General features: G+C 59.0%; 13 protein-coding genes. 7 read left to right on the top strand and 6 right to left on the bottom strand.

Going from position 1 to position 18,144, the window contains the following annotated elements; genetic code table 11:
* Positions 1 to 44: 44 nt before the first annotated feature.
* The 5 genes from VFQ24_05145 to VFQ24_05125 all read left to right on the top strand — a co-directional run bounded on the left by VFQ24_05145 (position 45) and on the right by VFQ24_05125 (position 9,098).
* Positions 45 to 1,031: a sugar phosphate isomerase/epimerase family protein gene (locus tag VFQ24_05145; protein HET9177728.1), complete on the top strand. Its 987-nt coding sequence runs from the start codon at positions 45 to 47 to the stop codon at positions 1,029 to 1,031.
* A gap of 53 nt (positions 1,032 to 1,084) precedes the next feature.
* The gene (locus VFQ24_05140) at positions 1,085 to 2,371 is read left to right on the top strand and encodes a Gfo/Idh/MocA family oxidoreductase (GenBank protein ID HET9177727.1); all 1,287 of its coding nucleotides are present in this window, start codon (positions 1,085 to 1,087) and stop codon (positions 2,369 to 2,371) included.
* A gap of 23 nt (positions 2,372 to 2,394) precedes the next feature.
* On the top strand, positions 2,395 to 3,297 hold the full coding sequence (locus tag VFQ24_05135; protein HET9177726.1) for a sugar phosphate isomerase/epimerase family protein: 903 nt from the start codon (positions 2,395 to 2,397) through the stop codon (positions 3,295 to 3,297).
* A gap of 439 nt (positions 3,298 to 3,736) precedes the next feature.
* On the top strand, positions 3,737 to 7,378 hold the full coding sequence (locus VFQ24_05130; GenBank protein HET9177725.1) for a TonB-dependent receptor: 3,642 nt from the start codon (positions 3,737 to 3,739) through the stop codon (positions 7,376 to 7,378).
* A gap of 211 nt (positions 7,379 to 7,589) precedes the next feature.
* Complete coding sequence (locus tag VFQ24_05125) at positions 7,590 to 9,098, top strand: tetratricopeptide repeat protein (protein HET9177724.1); 1,509 nt, start codon at positions 7,590 to 7,592, stop codon at positions 9,096 to 9,098.
* A 41-nt stretch (positions 9,099 to 9,139) separates the two neighbouring features.
* Here the strand turns inward: VFQ24_05125 and VFQ24_05120 are convergent, their stop codons facing one another.
* Positions 9,140 to 10,822 (bottom strand): CRTAC1 family protein, encoded by a 1,683-nt coding sequence (locus VFQ24_05120; GenBank protein HET9177723.1) that lies wholly within the window; start codon positions 10,820 to 10,822, stop codon positions 9,140 to 9,142.
* A 243-nt stretch (positions 10,823 to 11,065) separates the two neighbouring features.
* Here VFQ24_05120 and VFQ24_05115 point away from each other — a divergent pair, with 243 nt between their 5' ends.
* Positions 11,066 to 12,022, top strand: a complete 957-nt coding sequence (locus VFQ24_05115) for a nitrilase family protein (protein HET9177722.1) — start codon at positions 11,066 to 11,068, stop codon at positions 12,020 to 12,022.
* An 8-nt stretch (positions 12,023 to 12,030) separates the two neighbouring features.
* On the opposite strand, the gene VFQ24_05110 is transcribed toward VFQ24_05115, so the two are convergent.
* From VFQ24_05110 to VFQ24_05095, 4 genes are all read right to left on the bottom strand, one after another.
* Positions 12,031 to 12,861 carry an ABC transporter ATP-binding protein gene (locus VFQ24_05110; GenBank protein ID HET9177721.1) on the bottom strand — a complete coding sequence of 277 codons (831 nt, stop codon included), beginning with the start codon at positions 12,859 to 12,861 and terminating at the stop codon, positions 12,031 to 12,033.
* Complete coding sequence (cbiQ, locus tag VFQ24_05105) at positions 12,858 to 13,688, bottom strand: cobalt ECF transporter T component CbiQ (protein ID HET9177720.1); 831 nt, start codon at positions 13,686 to 13,688, stop codon at positions 12,858 to 12,860. The genes VFQ24_05110 and cbiQ overlap by 4 nt, the downstream gene beginning before the upstream one ends.
* A gap of 3 nt (positions 13,689 to 13,691) precedes the next feature.
* A complete protein-coding gene (gene cbiM, locus VFQ24_05100; GenBank protein ID HET9177719.1) occupies positions 13,692 to 14,807 on the bottom strand; it encodes a cobalt transporter CbiM in 1,116 nt (371 codons plus the stop codon).
* A 217-nt stretch (positions 14,808 to 15,024) separates the two neighbouring features.
* Positions 15,025 to 15,207, bottom strand: a complete 183-nt coding sequence (locus VFQ24_05095) for a hypothetical protein (GenBank protein HET9177718.1) — start codon at positions 15,205 to 15,207, stop codon at positions 15,025 to 15,027.
* A 442-nt stretch (positions 15,208 to 15,649) separates the two neighbouring features.
* On the opposite strand from VFQ24_05095, the gene VFQ24_05090 reads away from it, so the two are divergent.
* A complete protein-coding gene (locus tag VFQ24_05090) occupies positions 15,650 to 16,630 on the top strand; it encodes an ROK family protein (protein ID HET9177717.1) in 981 nt (326 codons plus the stop codon).
* A gap of 52 nt (positions 16,631 to 16,682) precedes the next feature.
* Here VFQ24_05090 and VFQ24_05085 read toward each other — a convergent pair whose 3' ends face one another.
* Positions 16,683 to 18,068, bottom strand: coding sequence for a DUF58 domain-containing protein (locus VFQ24_05085; protein ID HET9177716.1), 1,386 nt, complete (start codon positions 18,066 to 18,068; stop codon positions 16,683 to 16,685).
* Positions 18,069 to 18,144 lie beyond the last annotated feature (76 nt).

The following is an 18,144-nucleotide window of genomic DNA, read 5'->3' as shown; positions in this document are numbered from 1 at the left end:
GATTCTCTGGAACAGAGATTTTAATAACACAAAAGGACACAGGAATGACAAAGAACAATCGCAGGGATTTTCTGAAACTATCGACGGCAGCCGCCATGACGGCGGCCGGATTGGGCGGTGCTGAGAAGGCCCTGGCCGCAGCAGGAGCTTTGCCAATGCCCGCGGGTTCCGCGGCGCCGGCGCCCCCTCCGCCACGCAAATTTGAACCTTTCGCGCTGGGGATTATGACCGGGATTGGGAATGATCCGGAAGCGGCGATGGCCAAGGTCCACAGCCTCGACATGCACACCTGCCAGATCGATTCGGACCTTCTGAGCGATGAGATGATCGAGCGGCTGGGCGAAGCGCTCAACAAGTACAATATTGTGGTGACGGCGATGGGGACGGACGGGCCGGGGCCTTACATTTACAATTTCTACGATGGGCCTCTTACTCTGGGCCTGATTCCGCGCACTTACCGTGGACAGCGCCTGGAGAAGTTGAAGAAGTATTCGGACCAGGTCAAGAAGCTGAATGTGCCCGCCATTCGCATTCATGCGGGGTTTATCCCTGAGGACCCCAACGTTGAGTTATATTGGGAATCCATCGAGGCGCTCAAGGATGTGGTCAGCCACTGCAAGCGGAACGGGCAGGATTTCCTGTACGAAACGGGTACAGAAACCCCCATTGCGCTGCTGCGGGCAATGAAGGACATCGGGCTGGACGGCGATCTCAGCAACCAGGGCGTGAACCTGGATACAGCAAACCTGATCCTGTATGGCAAGGCGAACCCGCTGGACGCTCTGGACGTCATCGGTCCCTACGTGAAAAACACGCATGCTAAGGATGGATTGTATCCCACCAACCCACGCGACTTGGGGAAAGAGGTCGCCATCCCGCATGGGAAGGTCGATTTCCCGAAGATCATCGCAAAGCTGAAGGAACTGAATTATCAGGGTCCCATCACGATCGAGCGGGAGATTTCAGGCCCTCAGCAAATGGAAGACGTAAAGCAGGAGAGGGACTATTTGAAAAAGCTGATCGAGTCCTAAGAGAGGGTTCGAGACGCTGCACAGGCAAGGAATTTATTAAGGAGGGAATGAACGTGAGCGAAGATTCTGGCAAGAAAGTAGGAAGAAGGGAATTTATGGGCACGGCTGCAGCCGCTGCGAGCTTTATGATCATGGCGCCACAGTTGGTGCGCGGGACGGAGGCAAACTCGACGCTTCGGGTTGGCCTGCTGGGCTGCGGCGGTCGCGGGACTGCGGACGCCCAATACACGATCGAAACTGGCAAGGCCCGCCTGGTGGCCCTGGCCGATATCTTCCAGGACCAGTTGGACAAAGCGAAGGCGCATTTCGACAAATTTCAGCAGTCCAAAGGCTATGCGGCAATCGACCGCAAGTTAATGTTTAAGGGGCCAATGGCATATCAGCAGATCGCCAACTCGAAAGATGTGGATGTCGTGATTATTACAACGCCTCCCTTCTTCCATCCCCAGCATCTGGCAGAAGTGGTGACGGCGGGCAAGCACGTTTATTGCGAAAAGCCGGTTGCCGTGGACCCTGCCGGTTGCATCTCTGTCCTGGATTCCGGAAGGAGGGCGGAAGGACGATTGAGCCTGGAGGTTGGATTCCAGCTCCGGAACGCTCCGCCGTATGTGGAGCAGGTCAAGCGGATTCACTCCGGCGCCCTGGGCGATATTGTGTCCGGGGCTGGACATTATTTTTCAGGCTACATTGACCGGCCCTCCTGGCCGGGCGCGTCGCCGGATGAACATCGGCTGCGCAACTGGGTCCACTACCGCACCCTGTCGGGCGATATCATTGTTGAACAGAACATTCACGTGATTGACGTCTGCAATTGGGTCCTGCAGGGGCACCCCATCAAGGCCTCAGCTTCGGGCAGTAAGCTCCACAGGCCTGACCCTGGCGATTGCTATAACAATTACAGCGTCGTTTTTGAATATCCCAACCGCGTGAGCATGACGTTTGGTTCTACACAGTTCAACAAGGGCTGGTGGGATGTGGGATGGCAGTTCTTCGGCACCAAGGGCGTTTCCGAAACGCATTATAACGGGCCGGTGGCCATTTACGGCGAGAACGCCTGGAAATATGGAGAAGCGTCTTCTGAGGCGGGCGGAGGGAAATTCTCCGCCGCCGGAGTGTTCCATGGCAATCTTGACCAGGCGGACCCGGAGAAGAAGAAATCCTTCGTGGAAAGCATTCTGAACAACCAGTTCCACAACCAGGCGCAGCAGGGCGTGGAATCAGCCCTGAGCTGCATGATGGGCCGCCGCGCGGCCTATACTGGCGAGGAGGTCAGTTACGAACAAATGGCCAATTCGGGCGAGAAGTGGGCCGTCGATATTGACCTGACGCAGTTTGCCTGAGAAACGGCGGAGAGGGAAAACCGATGAACAATGAAACATCGAGGCGGGAGTTTCTGAAGCTGGCAGTCGCGGGTACGGCCGCTGTTGGCGCGCTGCCGGCCTCACTCGGCGCAACGCCAGCCCAGGGCGGCGGTAAACTGTCACTCGACAAGGGGATGGTCTACACCATGCTCCCCAAAGGCATGAGCGTCGCAGACCGCTTCAAGCTGGCGCGTGACACGGGTTTCAAGGTGGTGCAGGCGCCGACCACGCCGGACCAAAACGAGGCGGAAGAACTCAAGAAGGCGTCCGACGCGGCGGGTGTGCGGATTGACTCGGTGATGAACATGGCCCATTGGCGTTATCCGCTTTCTTCTTCCGATCCTTCCGTTGTGGCGAAAAGCATGGATGGGATGCGGACCTCTTTGCACAACGCAAAGCTGTGGGGATCTGACGCCGTACTGTTGGTGCCCGCGGTAGTGAATCCTCAAACCAGCTATCACGATGCCTGGGTGCGATCGCAGAAAGAAATTCGAAAGCTGATTCCACTTGCCGAAGAATTGAAAGTCGTGATCGCCATCGAAGAAGTCTGGAACAAGTTCCTATTGAGCCCGCTCGAGATGAGGACTTACATCAACGAATTTCACAGTCCATGGATAAGGGCCTGGTTCGATGTAGGCAACGTGGTCCTTTATGGCTATCCTCAGGACTGGATCCACACTCTAGGGAAGCAGATCGTCAAGCTCCACCTGAAAGACTTCAAGCTTGAGCATAGCTGCTATGAGTGGGTCAATCTCGGGGACGGCCAGGTCATGTGGCCGGCCGTTCGGCAGGCGCTGATTGATATTGGCTATTCCGGGTCGGCGATCTGCGAACTGGAAAGCGGCGACGAGGCCTATTTGCGAGACGTCAGCAACCGCATTGATCGGCTTCTGATTCAAGCCTGAGTTCGACGGCTGGTGCTGGTTTCCATCCTACATTTCCCTGAAGCGTCGATGGATGAACTTTTGGGTCCGTCCACGGCGCTTCAGGATCGCTTCGCAGCCCTCCTCTTATAAAGCTATTATTTCCAAGTAGATCGCAAAAGCAGCCATCTCCCCTGCTTTTCTCATGCGGTAGCGGCTAAGAGAATTTAGTAGGTTCAAACTATCAAAGCCTTATTTAACTAGTATATACCTTGAAATTATACCTTTGAAAAATCTGAAAAAAAGCGTTGACACCTTTCTCAAATTCCGGTTAGACTCTATGGCCGTCGGTAGCACATGAGTTTTTCACATTGTAATACTGCTGATTGTGGTTAGGCCTGACTCGGTTGCAATCACTGGCTGAACCTTGCGTCATTCTTTGGGTCCCTCATCAAGCGTGCAAATTATGGAGGTGTTTCACATGCGATTTCGGGCTGTATCTCGACTCGCTCTATGGCTCGTCGCAGTATCCGTTCTGGGACTCTGCTCGGCTCAGCGTCTGAATGCGCAGATCCTCTATGGTTCCGTAGCCGGGACCGTTTCCGACCAGACGGGTGCGGTAGTGCCTGGAGCTGCAATCACGATTGTCAACGACAACACGGGTTTCACCCGTAACACGACTTCGGCGTCTGCCGGCGATTACCGCTTCACTGACCTTCCTGCCGGCACCTACACACTTACTGCCACAGCACAAGGCTTCAAGCCAGTCAAGCAGACGGGCATCAACGTTACCGTGGGTTCGATCAACCAGCAAAATGTCCAGTTGGCCGTGGGAGCTGTCACCCAAGAGGTCACGGTTTCCGGCGCTGCTGCTGTCCTTCAAACGCAAGAGGCCAATGTTCACACGACGATCTCGAATTACGCGGTGCAGAACCTGCCGCTGAACATTTACCACAACTTCCAGAGCGTTGAACTGCTCTCTCCGGGCGTGGTTTCTTTGTCGGCCATAACGGGAAGCTATCCCAATTCGCTTGCCGACACGCCTGACCGCTCGCTTGCCATCAATACCAACGGGTTGCCGCAGCATATCAACACCTCGCGTGTCGATGGAGCCACGGACGTGTTTCTCTGGCTGCCCGACCACATGGTGATCATCCCTCCGGCGGCTAGCGTTCAGGAAGTCAACGTCCAGACGTCCAACTTCAACGTGCAAAAAGGTCTTACCGCCGGAGCTGCCACCGATGTGATCACCAAGTCCGGAACGAACCAGTTCCATGGCAACATCTATGGCTTCCACACGGACTCGGCGCTCGATGCCCAGAATGCTCTGGTTCATACACCGAATGGGAAAAAGCCCAAGAACATCCAGAACAACGACGGCGCTGCTATTGGCGGGCCGATTATGAAGAACAAAGTGTTCTTCTTCGGCAACTGGGACGGATTCTTCCAGCGCCAGAATGCTGCAGATGCCTCGAACCTCATAGCTCCGCTCGACATGCGAGGCGGAGACTTTTCTGCCTACTTAGGTCAACCGCTCTATAATGCCGCCGGGACCCGGCCCATGGTTTGCTCCAGCAACGCCGCAGGCGCAGGAGCGGGGCCATTGGTTCCCTTGCAGGAAGGCATGATTTTTGACCCGGCCACCGGAAACACTGCAACCGGTCAGGGCCGTTGCGCTTTCCAGGGCAACATCATCCCCGCCAGCCGGATGTATCAGGGCGCAACCGCCTTCTGGCAGTTGATGGCGCCCTTCACTCCGAATAACACGTTGGGCCAACCGTTTGGCGCAAACACAGCGACGAATGACATTCGCCTGCGAAACTCGAACTGGAATCGAAACATCTACACGGGCAAGGTGGACTATAACCTCAGCGACCGGCAGACCATCTGGGGCAAGTATACTCTCCAGAAGGCGCTTCTGAACGACGGAAGTGACTACGGCATTGCCGGGCAGGGCGGCGGCACGGGCATTACTGATGACACGGCGCAAACCGTAACCATCGGGCACACCTGGACCGCAAAGTCCAATCTGGTCTTGACCGGCCACATCGGATTTACCCGCATGGGCGAGCAAAACCAGACAGAGGACTTCGGCAAGCCCTACGGCCAGTCTGTTCTTGGTCTGGTCAATAGCAACACGCCGTCGGGTGACGAAAGGTACACCGGAATGCCCGGAATCACATTCAACGGTGGCTTCACAACCCTGGGCACCGACCAATCGTGGGAACCCGTGCAGCGGAACGACTGGCAGTTGACTCTCGACGAAAATGCCACGTGGATCAAAGGGAAGCACTCAATCGTGTTCGGATTTGACGCTGCTCACAACCACATGAACCACTGGCAGCCGGAAATTGTCTGCTGCCCGCGTGGTAATGTGCTGATGGGAGCGGATAACACGTTCCTGAATACGGCAGCCGACGCTCTGGGCATCGGTCCTCAAACGCAGTTCTACGATGTCAGCCACAAAGCGATCGGCTTCACCTCAAACCCCTGGAATAACATTGCGGAATTCAACCTCGGCCTGGCGAGCGAAGTCCAGAACGGCCAGCAATTCATCAAGGCCACCAACAAGGATTGGCAGGAAGCTCTCTACGTCGGCGATACCTTCCGCCTGACACCCAAACTCACCGTGGATGCCGGAGTTCGCTGGGAGTACTTCCCACTGATTACCCGTGACGGCGTGAGTAAATTCGAGGTCTATGACACCGCGACCAACCAGCTCTATCTGGGCGGGCTCGGAAATCATGACACGCACCTCGGCAACACGCCAGTTGGAGTGACCAGCAGCAAGAAGCTGTTTGCTCCCCGACTCGGACTTGCTTACCAGCTTAACGATAAGACCGTGGTTCGCGCCGCATTCGGGATGACGAATGACACGCTGCCGCTTGAGCGTCCCCTGCGTGGTTTCTGGCCTTACACGATCGGCGCAGATAACCAGATGGTCGGGAACAGCAACGTCACTACGTTCCTGCCCTATTCAAACTTTAACGCCACGAGCAACGCCGTAAACGGTTATTCGGGTTTGGCGGAGGGCGTTCCGCTCATTCAGGCCCCCACAGGGTTCGCGAGCGGCATCATCACTCCTCCCACGAACGTCACCATCGGAACCCTGGCCCCGGGCGAGTTCAAGAGGGGCTATGTGGAGTTCTGGAACTTTACGGTGGAACGCAAGCTTCCGTTTAACACGCTCCTGAACGTCGGCTACGTTGGCAATCACCTGGTTCATCAATTCAACGGACGTGATGCCGACGCTGCTCCCCTGGGACTTGGTGCCGCAGGGTCCCCGCTATTTGCCGCCTTCGGGCGTCCGCAATCAAGCGGGACCTACCTGTTTGACGGCTACCTCGATTCTCACTACAACTCACTGCAGGTTTCGATTAACCGCCACGTCACCAATGGCCTCTTCCTTCAGGGCGCTTACACCTACTCGAAGGTGATCGGATACATGGATGACGAGGGCTGGGAGAACGGCCTGCGCTTCAACTGCCCGGCCAGTAGCCTGATGCCGCAAGGCTGCCAGTCGCTGAACCGGCACACGCTCACCTTCGACCGCACGCATGTGCTGAAGATGGCGTTCATCTATACTCTGCCCTTCGGTGCAGGCCAGAGGTTCGCAACCACAGGGGCTGCCAGTGCAATTCTTGGCGGCTGGTCAGTCAACGGCATCATCACGGGCGTTAACGGCTCCCCGATGTACCCGACTCAGACCAGCAAGTATCTGAACACTCCAGGAACCAGCCAGGTTGCAGACTTTGCCGGCAACCTCCAGATGATCAAGGGGAGGGGGCCAAGACAGCAGTGGTTTAACACGACGGCCTTCACCCCCGTGGAGACCGTCAGAATCGGAGACGGCGGACGGGGCAACTCGTGGTTCAGAGGCCCCGGTTTGGCGCAACTTGATGCGAGTCTCTTCCGCAACTTCAAGCTCACCGAGAAGTTTAATTTGCGGATTCGGGCTGAGATGCTGAACTCCACCAACACTCCTCACTGGAATAACCCGAGCACAAGCTGCTCAATCGTTACCCCCGCGAGTGGTCCGGATGTCTGCGGCGGGAGCTTTGGGCAGATCACCACCGCATTTGGACAAAGGATCTTCCAGTTGGGAGCTCAGATAGACTTCTAACCTTGACTGCCGCAAGCATGCCGCAGGGGCCGATTCAATCGACTTCCCCTGCGACGTGCTGCGGCCTAACCTGATTCACTGATGACAGCGGGCGGGGACTGAATGGTCTCCGCCCGTTTTTTTCCGCACGGTGTGATATGCCCGATGGATCGGCCAGCTCGCTTGAACCCGAGTCTGGCTACAGGCAACCTCGGCTGCTACAATTGAAGCGATGGCATGCAATATTCGACGCTTATTGCTACTGGTCGCCTTTCTCACAGCGTTCAGTCCTGCTCTCTTTTCGCAGTCTGCAAAGCTGGCTGAGCAATCCAACCAGGCCAGAGACCTGATGGCATCCGGGCGATATGAGGAAGCCATCCCCATTTATCGCGAGCTGGTGAAATCCGTGCCCGGCAACGCCGGGCTGATCACGAACCTTGGCGTGGCCTGCCATATGGCCGGTCGCGAGCAGGAAGCCGTCGTCGAGTTTACCAGGGCCCTAAGGCTTGAACCTCGCAGCGTGCCCGCCCACCTCTACCTCGGCGACGCCTATCTGAGTTTGGGAGAGCCTGCCAGGGCCATCCCGCATTTGGAAATTGCGGTGCGCGCGGACCCCTCCGACGCGGCCTCCAGGGGCAACCTTGCGGAAGCACTTTTCTCGGTAAAGAAGTTCCAGGGAGCCGCGGCCCAGTTCGAGCAATTGTCTCAGTCAGACCCGAGGAACCCGCAGGTGTGGTACCGGCTGGGCGCTTGCTACCAGGAGTTGTCGCAGGAAAGCTTTGACGGTCTCCAAAGGGCTGCGGCCGGCTCAGGCTACTGGCTGGCATTGGTGGCTGATTCCCGCGCCAAGGCCATGCAGTTGAGCAGCGCCTTCTATTTATATCGCCAGGCAATCTCCAAGGACCCCAGGCTGCGGGGCGTCCACGCCTCCCTTGCGGAAGTTTATGAGAAATCAGGTCACCCTGACTGGGCGAAGACTGAACAACGGCGCGAAGAAAACCTGGGCAAGCCGAACTGCGCCGTCGAAAAAAACGAGTGCGCTTTCCGCGCCGGGAATTATCGGGAACTGGCCGGGCTGGCAGGCAACGCGCCGGAGGTTTACTACTGGAAGACCAGGGCCTACCAGAAACTTGCGGTTGACGCCCTGGGCCACCTGGGGCGGCTTCCGCCTTCTCCTCAACTCCACGAACTGCTGGCCAAGATCAAAACCGATGAAAACCAATCTGCAGGGGCCGTTCAGGAATGGCAAAAAGCTTATGAGCTCTCCGGGAAGGACGCTGATATTGGAACGCAACTGGTGCTTGCGCTTTTCCAGGTACAGAATTTCACCGAGGCCAGGCAGTTGCTGGAGACTCTGCTAAAGGAGCGATCACAATCCCCGGAGTTAAATTACCTTTATGGCTTCACGCTTCTTAGCCTCAAGCAGCCCAGGGACGCCGCACACTACCTGGAAATATCATTGCGGATGGATCCCCAATCACTGCCGACGCAAAGTTCGCTGGCGCAGGCCTACCTGGCCATGGGCGACCCGAAACAGGCCATTCCGCATCTCAGGGCGGCCCTGCCGATTGACAGGGACGGCAGCATTCATTACCAGCTTGCGCGCGCTTACCAGTCGAGCGGCCAGTCGGAGCTGGCCCGGGCGATGCTTCAGCAATACCAGCAGATTCACAACGCCCGGCAGGCCGAGCAACAGACCCTGCAGCAGGAAGTCCAGATCACTGCACCCGGACCGGGCTAAAATAGGCCGATGAGTACGGTCGTCCGGTGTGCCACACAATCCTACCCAGACGGTTCGTCCACTTTCAGGAACTGGTTGGCCTTGATACCCGTGAGGCGTTGAACGATTCCGCTTGGCCACCGAATTTCAATCTCATCCACCACCGCGGCTTCCCCCAGCCCGAAATGCACGCCGAAGTGGCTGGATGATGCGTAGCCGACGGCGCTGGTCATGCTATTGTGCTGGCTCCCGATGCGGACGCGCGCTCCAATGCCGTCGCGGTTGCTCTTGTGGCCCACCAGGTCCAGCACCAGCCAGTGATTGTCGCCGGGGCTGATGTTTTCCCACACCTCCGCGGGTCCTTCGAGAGAGGACGTCACCACATCGATCCTGCCGTCCCTGTTCAGGTCTGCGAAGGCCGCGCCGCGATGCGCCTGCGCCACCTGAAAATCTTTTCCGGCCTCGCGCGAAAGATCGGCAAACGCGCCGTTCCCGAGGTTGGCAAAAATGCTGTTCGGCTGCTTGTAAGTGGTTGCCTCAAAGAGTTCGACGTTGTTGTCCACGTGGGAATTGGCCGTGAAGAGGTCCTTCAGGCCATCGTTATTAAAGTCGAAAACGCCAAGGCCCCAGCCGCTGCGCGGGGCCGACAACACGCTGAGCCCGCTGCTGTAGGTTGCGTCTTCGAACATGCCCTTGCCCATGTTGCGAAACAGCGGATAGGTTTCGTTGGAAAGATCGGTGACAAAAATATCGGGCAGGCCGTCGTTGTTGTAATCGCGGAAATCGACCCCCATGTTGGAAACAGGCTCGCCGTTGTTGAGCAGCGCGGCGCCGGCAAAAAGTCCCACTTCCTCGAAGGTGCCATTGCCGCGATTGTGATAAAGGAAGTTGGGCATATTGTCGTTGGTAACGTAGAGGTCGATGTGGCCGTCATTGTCATAATCTGCAAAGGCGACAGCCATTCCGCGCCCGACGTGCTTCCCGAAGCCGGCCTGGACCGTGGTGTCCTCGAAGGTGCCGTCATGGCGGTTCCGGTAAAGTGTGCAGGTGAGTCCTTCAAAATATTTTGGATGGCAGTATGTTCTCAGGTTGCGGGCGCGGTCCCCGCAAAAGCGGCTGTTTTCGAGCGAGAACTTTGAATAATTGACCACAAACAGATCGAGCCAGCCATCATTGTCGTAATCAAACCATCCGCCTCCCACGGCCCATTTGTCGCTCTTGATGCCGGCGCGTTCGGTGGCGTCCTCAAACGTGCCGTCGCCGCGGTTCCGGTAAAGGATGTTATGGAAAACTCCTGCGACAAAAAGGTCCGTGTGGCCGTCATTGTCGTAATCGGCAGCCGCCGCGCCCATCGAATAGCCTGCGCCTTCAAGCCCCGCCTGCTGGGTGACGTCGGTGAACTTCATCCCCCCGTCGTTACGGTACAGGCGATTGAAGTATTTGGGGTCATCCTTCTTCATGGAGGGCAGCGATGCGCCGTTGGTGAAAAAGATGTCCGGCAAGCCGTCGCCGTTATAGTCAAAAAGCGCGACGCCTCCTGGCATCGTTTCGATCAGGTGTTTCTCCGGCGTAGGATGGTTCTGGACCGTGAAATTCACTCCGCTGGCGGCGGCGACGTTGCGGAACTGGATGGGACCTGTTTTCGGAGCGGCCGGGGCCGCAAATTCGATGCGGCTGGCGAGCAGGGGAAGGCAGATCCCCGCGCCGGCTCTCAGCACATCGCGTCTGGTCAACTTTTCGGCCATTACCAGACGATTTTCCCCGGTGTTCTCATCCGGATATCTTGCCACTTGAAGAGAATTTGAGTCAACCAACGGATTCGAGCGCAGCTTTTTCGAGCGGGCATGCGGTCCACGGTGCGAGCGCCGGCTCTGCGATATAATGCCGGTGAATCAGGCTGTGCCGTGGCGAGCGTGGTCGGCCCGCGACTGGCAGCTTGACACTCAGGACGCGCGGCGAGCGCCGCCATCAACCGAGGAGCGCCTTTCATGCGAAACATCCGTGCCGCAGCAGTACAGTTTGAACACGCCGCCGGTGACAAGCGGGCGAACCTGGCGAAGGTCCGCGCGTTTGTTGAGCGGGCGGCGCGCGAGCGGGTCGATCTTATCCTGTTCCCCGAGTGTTGCATCACGGGCTACTGGTTTCTGCGTCATCTTTCGCGCCAGCAGCTTGTCGCGCTCGCCGAGCCGGTTTTCGACGGACCATCATCGCAGGAACTGATGGCCCTGTCAGCGCGGCACGGAATGGCCGTGGGCGCGGGACTCGTGGAAGCGGCGGAGGATGGCGCTCTTTACAACACCTACGTCGTGGCCATGCCTGACGGCTCGGCGCGCCGCCATCGCAAGCTCCACGCATTTGTCAGCGAGCACATTTCGAGCGGATCGGAATACACCGTATTCGACAGTCCGCAGGGATATCGCGCCGGCATTCTGACCTGCTATGACAACAATCTGGTTGAGAACGTCAGGATCACGGCGCTCGCTGGGGCCGAGGTCCTTCTGGCGCCGCACCAGACCGGCGGTTGCCGCACGCACAATCCTCATCTGATGGGACTCATCGACCGGCGGCTGTGGGACGAGCGGTCGCAGAATCCGGAGGCGATTGAGAACGAATTCCGCGGCCCTAAAGGCCGGGGCTGGCTGATGCGATGGCTTCCAGCCCGCGCCCACGACAATGGCGTCTTCCTGATTTTCAGCAATGGCGTGGGCGTTGACGACGACGAAATCCGCACCGGCAATGCCATGATCATCGATCCCAACGGCAGAATTCTGGCGGAGACTTCGAAGCCGGGTGACGACATGGTGATGGCCGATCTGGATGGCACGCTGGTATCCCCGAGTGTGGGCCAGGCTTATCTGAAGGCCCGCCGGCCCGACCTTTACCGCCCGTTGACCGAAAAGACCGGGCGCGAGCAAGACACGCGAAGCCTGAAGTTCAAGGAGTAGGTACATTTTCAGTGTTCGTGCCGATGCAGATGCGAATGGGCATGGACCTCGCCCGACTTGTGCACGTGCAGATGTGAATGAAGCAGCCCGGTGCTTTTCAGCAGGGGCGCGTCGCACAGGATTCGCGACGGAGGGCCCTCTGCCGCGATGCGTCCTTCGTGAAAAACGAAGCACTCATCGGCGATGTCTTCGATGATGTCGAGATCGTGAGTGGTGGTGACCACCGTCTTGCCGCCGCCTTTTACCTTCACCAGGAAATCGATCATCTGGCTGGCGCTCCTGGGATCAAGCGCCGCCGTAGGCTCATCGAGCAGCAGGATTTCGGGGTCCAGAATAAGGACCGAAGCCAGCGCAACGCGCTTTTTCTCGCCCATGGAGAGGTGGTGCGGCGAGCGATCTTTCAGGTGGGTGATCTCCATCATCTCAAGACCTTCCGCGATTTTTCTGCGCACATGATCGGCCGGCCACCGCAGTTGGAGCGGTCCAAAAGCTACTTCGTCAAAAACGGTCGGGCAAAAAAGCTGGACGTCCGGGTTCTGGAAAACCAGGCCGACGCGGCGCCGGAAATCCATCCCGAAACCGTCCTTTTGGATGCTCTCTTCCGTAAGCGGCTTGCCGCAGAAGCGCACCGTGCCTTCGTCCGGGAAGCAGAGTCCGTCCAGGATGCGCAACAGCGTTGATTTGCCGGAGCCGTTCGCTCCCAGCAGCACCACCCGGCGGCCCGCGTTCACCGTCAGGTCCAGGCGGTCCAGCGCTGTTACATCGCGGTAGCGATAGGTGACGTCCCTGAGCTCATAAACAGGGGCCTGCCCGGCGCCGTTGGTTTTTGTTTCACTCATCGTCCCAGCCAGAAAGCGGTGATTGAAACCACGGCAAATGCTCCCAGCATTGCCCAATCGAAAGCGAGGACCTGGAACTCATCCAAGGTGGCGACATCGGCTCGATAGCCGCGCGACTGCATGGCCAGGTAAACCTCGCTGCTCAAGTCGAAGGTTTTCGACATCAGCACGCCGGCGCTCGAAGCGGCTACGCGCCGCCGTTCGCCGCCCGTCAGTTGGCCGATCATGCGGCTGCGCCGGGATTCAAACATGTCGTGCGCGCTTTGGAGCACGAGGAAAAGGTAACGGTACGTCATGCCCAGTATGGCGACCAGCACCGCCGGCACATGGAGCACTCGAAGCGCTTTGAGAACGTGGTTCCAGGGCGTGGTGAGCACGAGCAGCACGCAAAAGCTGGCCGCAGTTTCCGCCCGCAGCACCAGATAGCCGGCGCTGGCGAGGCCCTGCGCGGTGACGCTCCATCCGAGTGCGGGGAGATGATAGATCGCGCGCCCTGGTGTGACAAACGGAGCCGGCAAAGCGATCACGCCCGTGAACAGCAGCACCGGGACCCACACTCTTTTCAGCAGCACTCCGAACGGCACGCGCGAAAGCGCCGCGAGCACGACCGCGATTGCAAAAAGTCCCACAATCACGCCAAAGTTTTGAGCTGCCGCGGCGGGCACAATCAGGGCGAGAATGCCCAGCAGCTTGGCGCGCGGATCAAGGCGCTGGAGCAGACCGTCCTCCCGCGCCGTGTTTTCGGCGTAAAAGGCGTGTTCCATGGCGTCAACAAAACTGGACGTGCTACGCTCCAGGAAACCCCGTTTTCCGGCGTTTGCGGGCATTTCTCAGCCTCCTTCCGTGTTGGCGGGAGCGCGGGCAAGCCCTGGGCGCAACTTCTGCGCTATCCCTCCGGCCAGAATGAAGAGCAGGATGATCATACCGGTTCCAAATAGAGCTGAGAGAATGTAACCGAATGCCTGGCTGCGTACAAACGACGGCGAATAGCCAGGGAAGGGCGCAGTCCAGACCCTGGCGAGACGCTCCAGGCCGCTGGGGGCCGCGACCGGGGGCACGGCGTTCCGGGAGGACCGGGCGATCTGCTGACGGGCGGCGGGGTCCGCGAAGTCGTGAACACCCCATTCGCCCCACGCTTTGCCCGCTGCCAGCAGCCCCAGCGGCGCCAGCACCATCAGCAGTCCAACGGCTGTCCAGAGCGGACGTGCGGCCCGCCAGCCCATAATTGGCGCCGCCTGCCGCGCATCCGCGCGGGGCATCTGGATGCCAGGGGCGGTGAAGCGCAGCAGCGCGGGATTCGCGCGCTGCAGATATGCCACCACGCCGCCTGTGACCACCAGTTCCGCGAGCCCGGCAAATGTGAGATGGCCGATCATGATGGCCGGAATTGCGATGCCCAGCGGGTAGGGTGCGTAAAGGGGCGCGCCCGTGGCGCTCTTGAAGAAATGGGGCTGCATGCCCAGTTCGATGGCGGCGCAGAGGGCCGCTCCATTGATGGCCAGATATCCGCCCAGCGCTGCCGCTACTACGCGCCGCGAGGAGGTGATGGCAGAGCGGCCCGCTAACGCGCGATAGACGAGCCAGGCCACAAGCGATCCCACAATCGCCATGTTGAAGCAATTTGCGCCCAGGGCCGTAACGCCGCCGTCGCCAAAGAAAATAGCCTGGATGAAAAGCGCAGTCGAAATAGCCAGAATAGAGGCCCACGGACCCAGCGCAATGCTGGCGATGCCCACGCCCAGCGGGTGCGCCGTGGTGCCGCCCGGGATGGGAATATTGAACATCATGAGCACAAAGGAAAACGCCGCGAAGACGGAAATCATCGGCACCAGGCGCGTCAGCAGGAGTTTGCGCGTCCTGCGCAGGGCCAGGTACCAGAATGGCGCCGCGCCGCCATACAGGGCCGCGCACGTCGCAGGGCTGAGATATCCATCGGGAATATGCATCGACTAATACCGTGCAGAGGTCCCAGGGCCGCTTTGAAAATCGAGAAGCCTAATTATAGATCGAATTCCGGCGCGCCGATGCAGGCAAGGCTTAGAGGCTAGACAGCACGCATCAATGGAGATCTGCAAGGGGCCCTTCCCGCAACTCCCAGGCGATCTCGACGAAAGAGCAGCAGAGAAGCAGCTCCTTGAGCCCATTTTCGAAGTCTGTTTGTTTTCAATGACATGGCCAGCTTCGTTTTTCGGTTCGTTCCGGTTTGTTTTTTCCACAGGCACGTGTTTTCAACAACTTCTCCGCTTTGTTTTCCGGTTTGTTTTTAGCTATCCATGCAGTCTTCCCCTTTGTTTTCAGCAGCTTCTCCGCTTTGTTTTTCAAAATAACATGTTTTTGCTGTCCCATTTGTCTCATTTTGCCCAGGAAAACTTGACGGCCCGCAGGCACTGAAGGAAGACTACCATGCTAGGCCAGTGCTTGTCAAGCAAATTCGGCGGGGATTGCCGAAGCGGAAGCCCGTGGCGGGAGGGGCACAGCAGATTCCTCGTTGCCCCCGCCCTGGCCGGGCTTCTTGGAGTGACGGGTGCGGAGCCAGCGATCACCCGGCGGTATGCGACGAGCCGGTGCCTCCTATTGAGGATTGCAAAATATAGTGACTGTTTTCGCGTAGCGCCGGTCCCGCCAAGCGGGACCGACCTCGATAAATGCCGCCGAGACGGCGGCGCTACAAAAACAAGGTGTCACTAGATTATGCAACCTTCGGTAAGAACGTACATCTCTTTGCGGCCCAGCCCAGTTGCGGTAGACTTTTTGCGCAGGGGCTGGAAAACCGTAAAGGCGGGGAACGATGGCAGAAACCGGGATTTGCTATGTGGGAGTTGATCTGGGCGGCACGAGCCTCAGGGCTCTGGTGGCGGATGATAAGTACCAAACTCTGGGGCTGAAGAAGGTCCGAACGATTGCCACGGGCGGGCCGGCGCGGCTGATTCACCGGATTGCGGCCCTGGTGGAGAGCACGCTCAAGGAGGCGGGCATCAGCCGGTCGCGGGTGCGGGCGGTCAGCGTGGGCGCTCCGGGGCCGATTGACCGTTCCCGCGGCCTTGTAGAAGAGGCGCCGAACCTGGGGTGGAGACGGGTCCCGCTGCGCTCGGAGCTTCGCCAGATGTTGCGCGTTCCGGTTTTCGTGGAGAACGATGTCAACGTGGGCCTGGTGGGCGAGCACGCGCTGGGCGCGGGGCGCGGTGCCAAAAACGTGGTGGGCATTTTTGTCGGCACAGGGATCGGCGGCGCGCTCATCCTGGACGGCAAGCTTTACGAGGGCAGCCGCGGCGGGGCAGGAGAAATTGGCCACACTGTTCTGATGGTTGACGGCCCGCTCTGCGGATGCGGGCGGAGAGGCTGCGCGGAAGCGCTGGCAAGCCGCACGGCGATGGAGCGCGACGTGCGCGCGGCAATCAAGGCCGGCCGCAAGAGCAGCGTCCTGAAAATCATGAAGAAAAAGCACAAGGAGCGCATGACCAGCAGCATCATTGTTGCGGCCTTGAAGAAAAACGATCCGGTGATGAACGAAGTGCTGCACCGCGCCCAATTCCACCTGGGCATTCTCGCTTCAAATGCCGTGAACCTGCTGGACCCGGAATGCGTCGTGATCGGGGGCGGCATCGCCGAGAGACTGAAGGGCACGTACGTCGATCCCATTCGCGAAACGGCCTATGAGTACTTTCTGCGCGCAGCGGACCGTGACCGGGTAAGGATTGTGCCAGGCAAGCTGGGTGACAACGCCGGAGCATTGGGCGCCATCGTTCTGGCCAGGCAAAGGCTGTTGTAAGCGGCGACGCTGACTGTCCGAAGTCGCCTGCCGATGACCGGCGCATTCCTTCTTACGACAGCGGACCCATAAAGATAAAGTGCGACGAGCGCCGCCGGCTGGCGGGGACGGATTCCGGCGGCTGGTGCGTGATGATTACCTGAAAATAATCCATCTGCGCGGAGGGACCCGATAAGAGGCGATTGAAAGAAGGGGCTGGCGCCGGGGCGGGCTCGACGCGAGCCAGCGTTTCGAGCACGGGGTAGAGAATCTGGCCTGCGGGAGACATCGGCGCCTCAAAGCCGTCGGTTGCGAAGGCCATGTGGGCGCCCGTTTCGCAGAAGTACCAGGCCATGCAGGCGCAGAGGGTAACGGAATTTTCAAAGCTTTCAAGCGTCTCGTGGCGGGTGTCTGGGACCCACGGATCAAACACCAGCCGCAGCCGGCGCTCATCCTCGCGGGTGAATTCCCGGACCTTCAGTTGCCCTACTCTTGCTGTGGCTTTCCAGTCAACGTGGCGGGCAGAATCGCTGGGCTGGTAATCCCGGATGGCATAGAGGTCGTGGCTGCGCCCTTTGAGGTAATTGTCCAGTTCACTCCCGAGCTGTGGCAGGACTTCAAAAAATTTCTCAGTGGGCTGAACGCTCGGCAGCACCAGCACCTCCCGGCCGCAGGGAATGCTGCGCGTCTTGCGGACGAAGCCAAAGGGGAACCGTGTGCTCACCCGGAAGCTTTCCTGCGAGTAGCTGCCTCGCCTGGGAAAAGTGAGCGTCACGTCCGGGCTGGCGGCGGAGCGGCGGGGAAGATAAGGAATATAAACGTCCTGGTTAAGAATGGCCGGCTGAGATGGCAGCGGACGCCGGCCCCGCTTGCGGCCGAGGCTGGCGCGCCCCGAAACAGTGACGGAGAACGTGGGAAACGCCTGCTTCTGGTTTTTCAGCCGCAGCCCGGCAAGGACAGCCTGTTCGGCGAACAGGTGCTCGGGAAGGCTGAGCTCGAGCTCCAGACCCTGCAGGACAATTCTGGACATCACGCCCGATGCCAGGATGCCGGCAAGCAGGCAGGAAAGGATGATGAACAACAGGTTGTTTCCGGTGTTCAGGGCCGCCACGGTAATGATCGCGATCATGGCCAGGTAAAGAACGCCTTCGCGTGTGAATTCATATTCCACGCCGGGCATCCAGTGCTCAAGCGCTGTCCGCCAGGCGAGGCCAGGCACAACGCGCACGGCGACCAGTGCGGTGAGCAGCAGCGAAAAGGCCGCCACGGCCGCCGCCATCTTATACTGCCCGGACTGGCTGAGACCGGTGGCGTACAAGGCCAGGAAGAGCGCCAGCGGGAGCCCGAGAAGCGCCGCCAGGAACCGTCGCCATGCCGGGGGACCGGCCCCTGCAAGCCATTTGCGCAGACGCGGGCGGGGCCCCTGTACAAGCCTGCCGGATTGGACATCTACGGCCATCAACCCACCTGAGATTTATTCTACGGCACAATGCAGCAACAAGTTGAGTTGACCGGCAGTGTTAAAAGTGCGTAAA

Source organism: Terriglobia bacterium (assembly GCA_035712365.1).
In the GTDB taxonomy this organism is placed as follows: domain Bacteria; phylum Acidobacteriota; class Terriglobia; order UBA7540; family UBA7540; genus SCRD01.
Note: the sequence above shows the minus strand (reverse complement) of the source record. Positions and strands in the feature narration are given on the sequence as shown.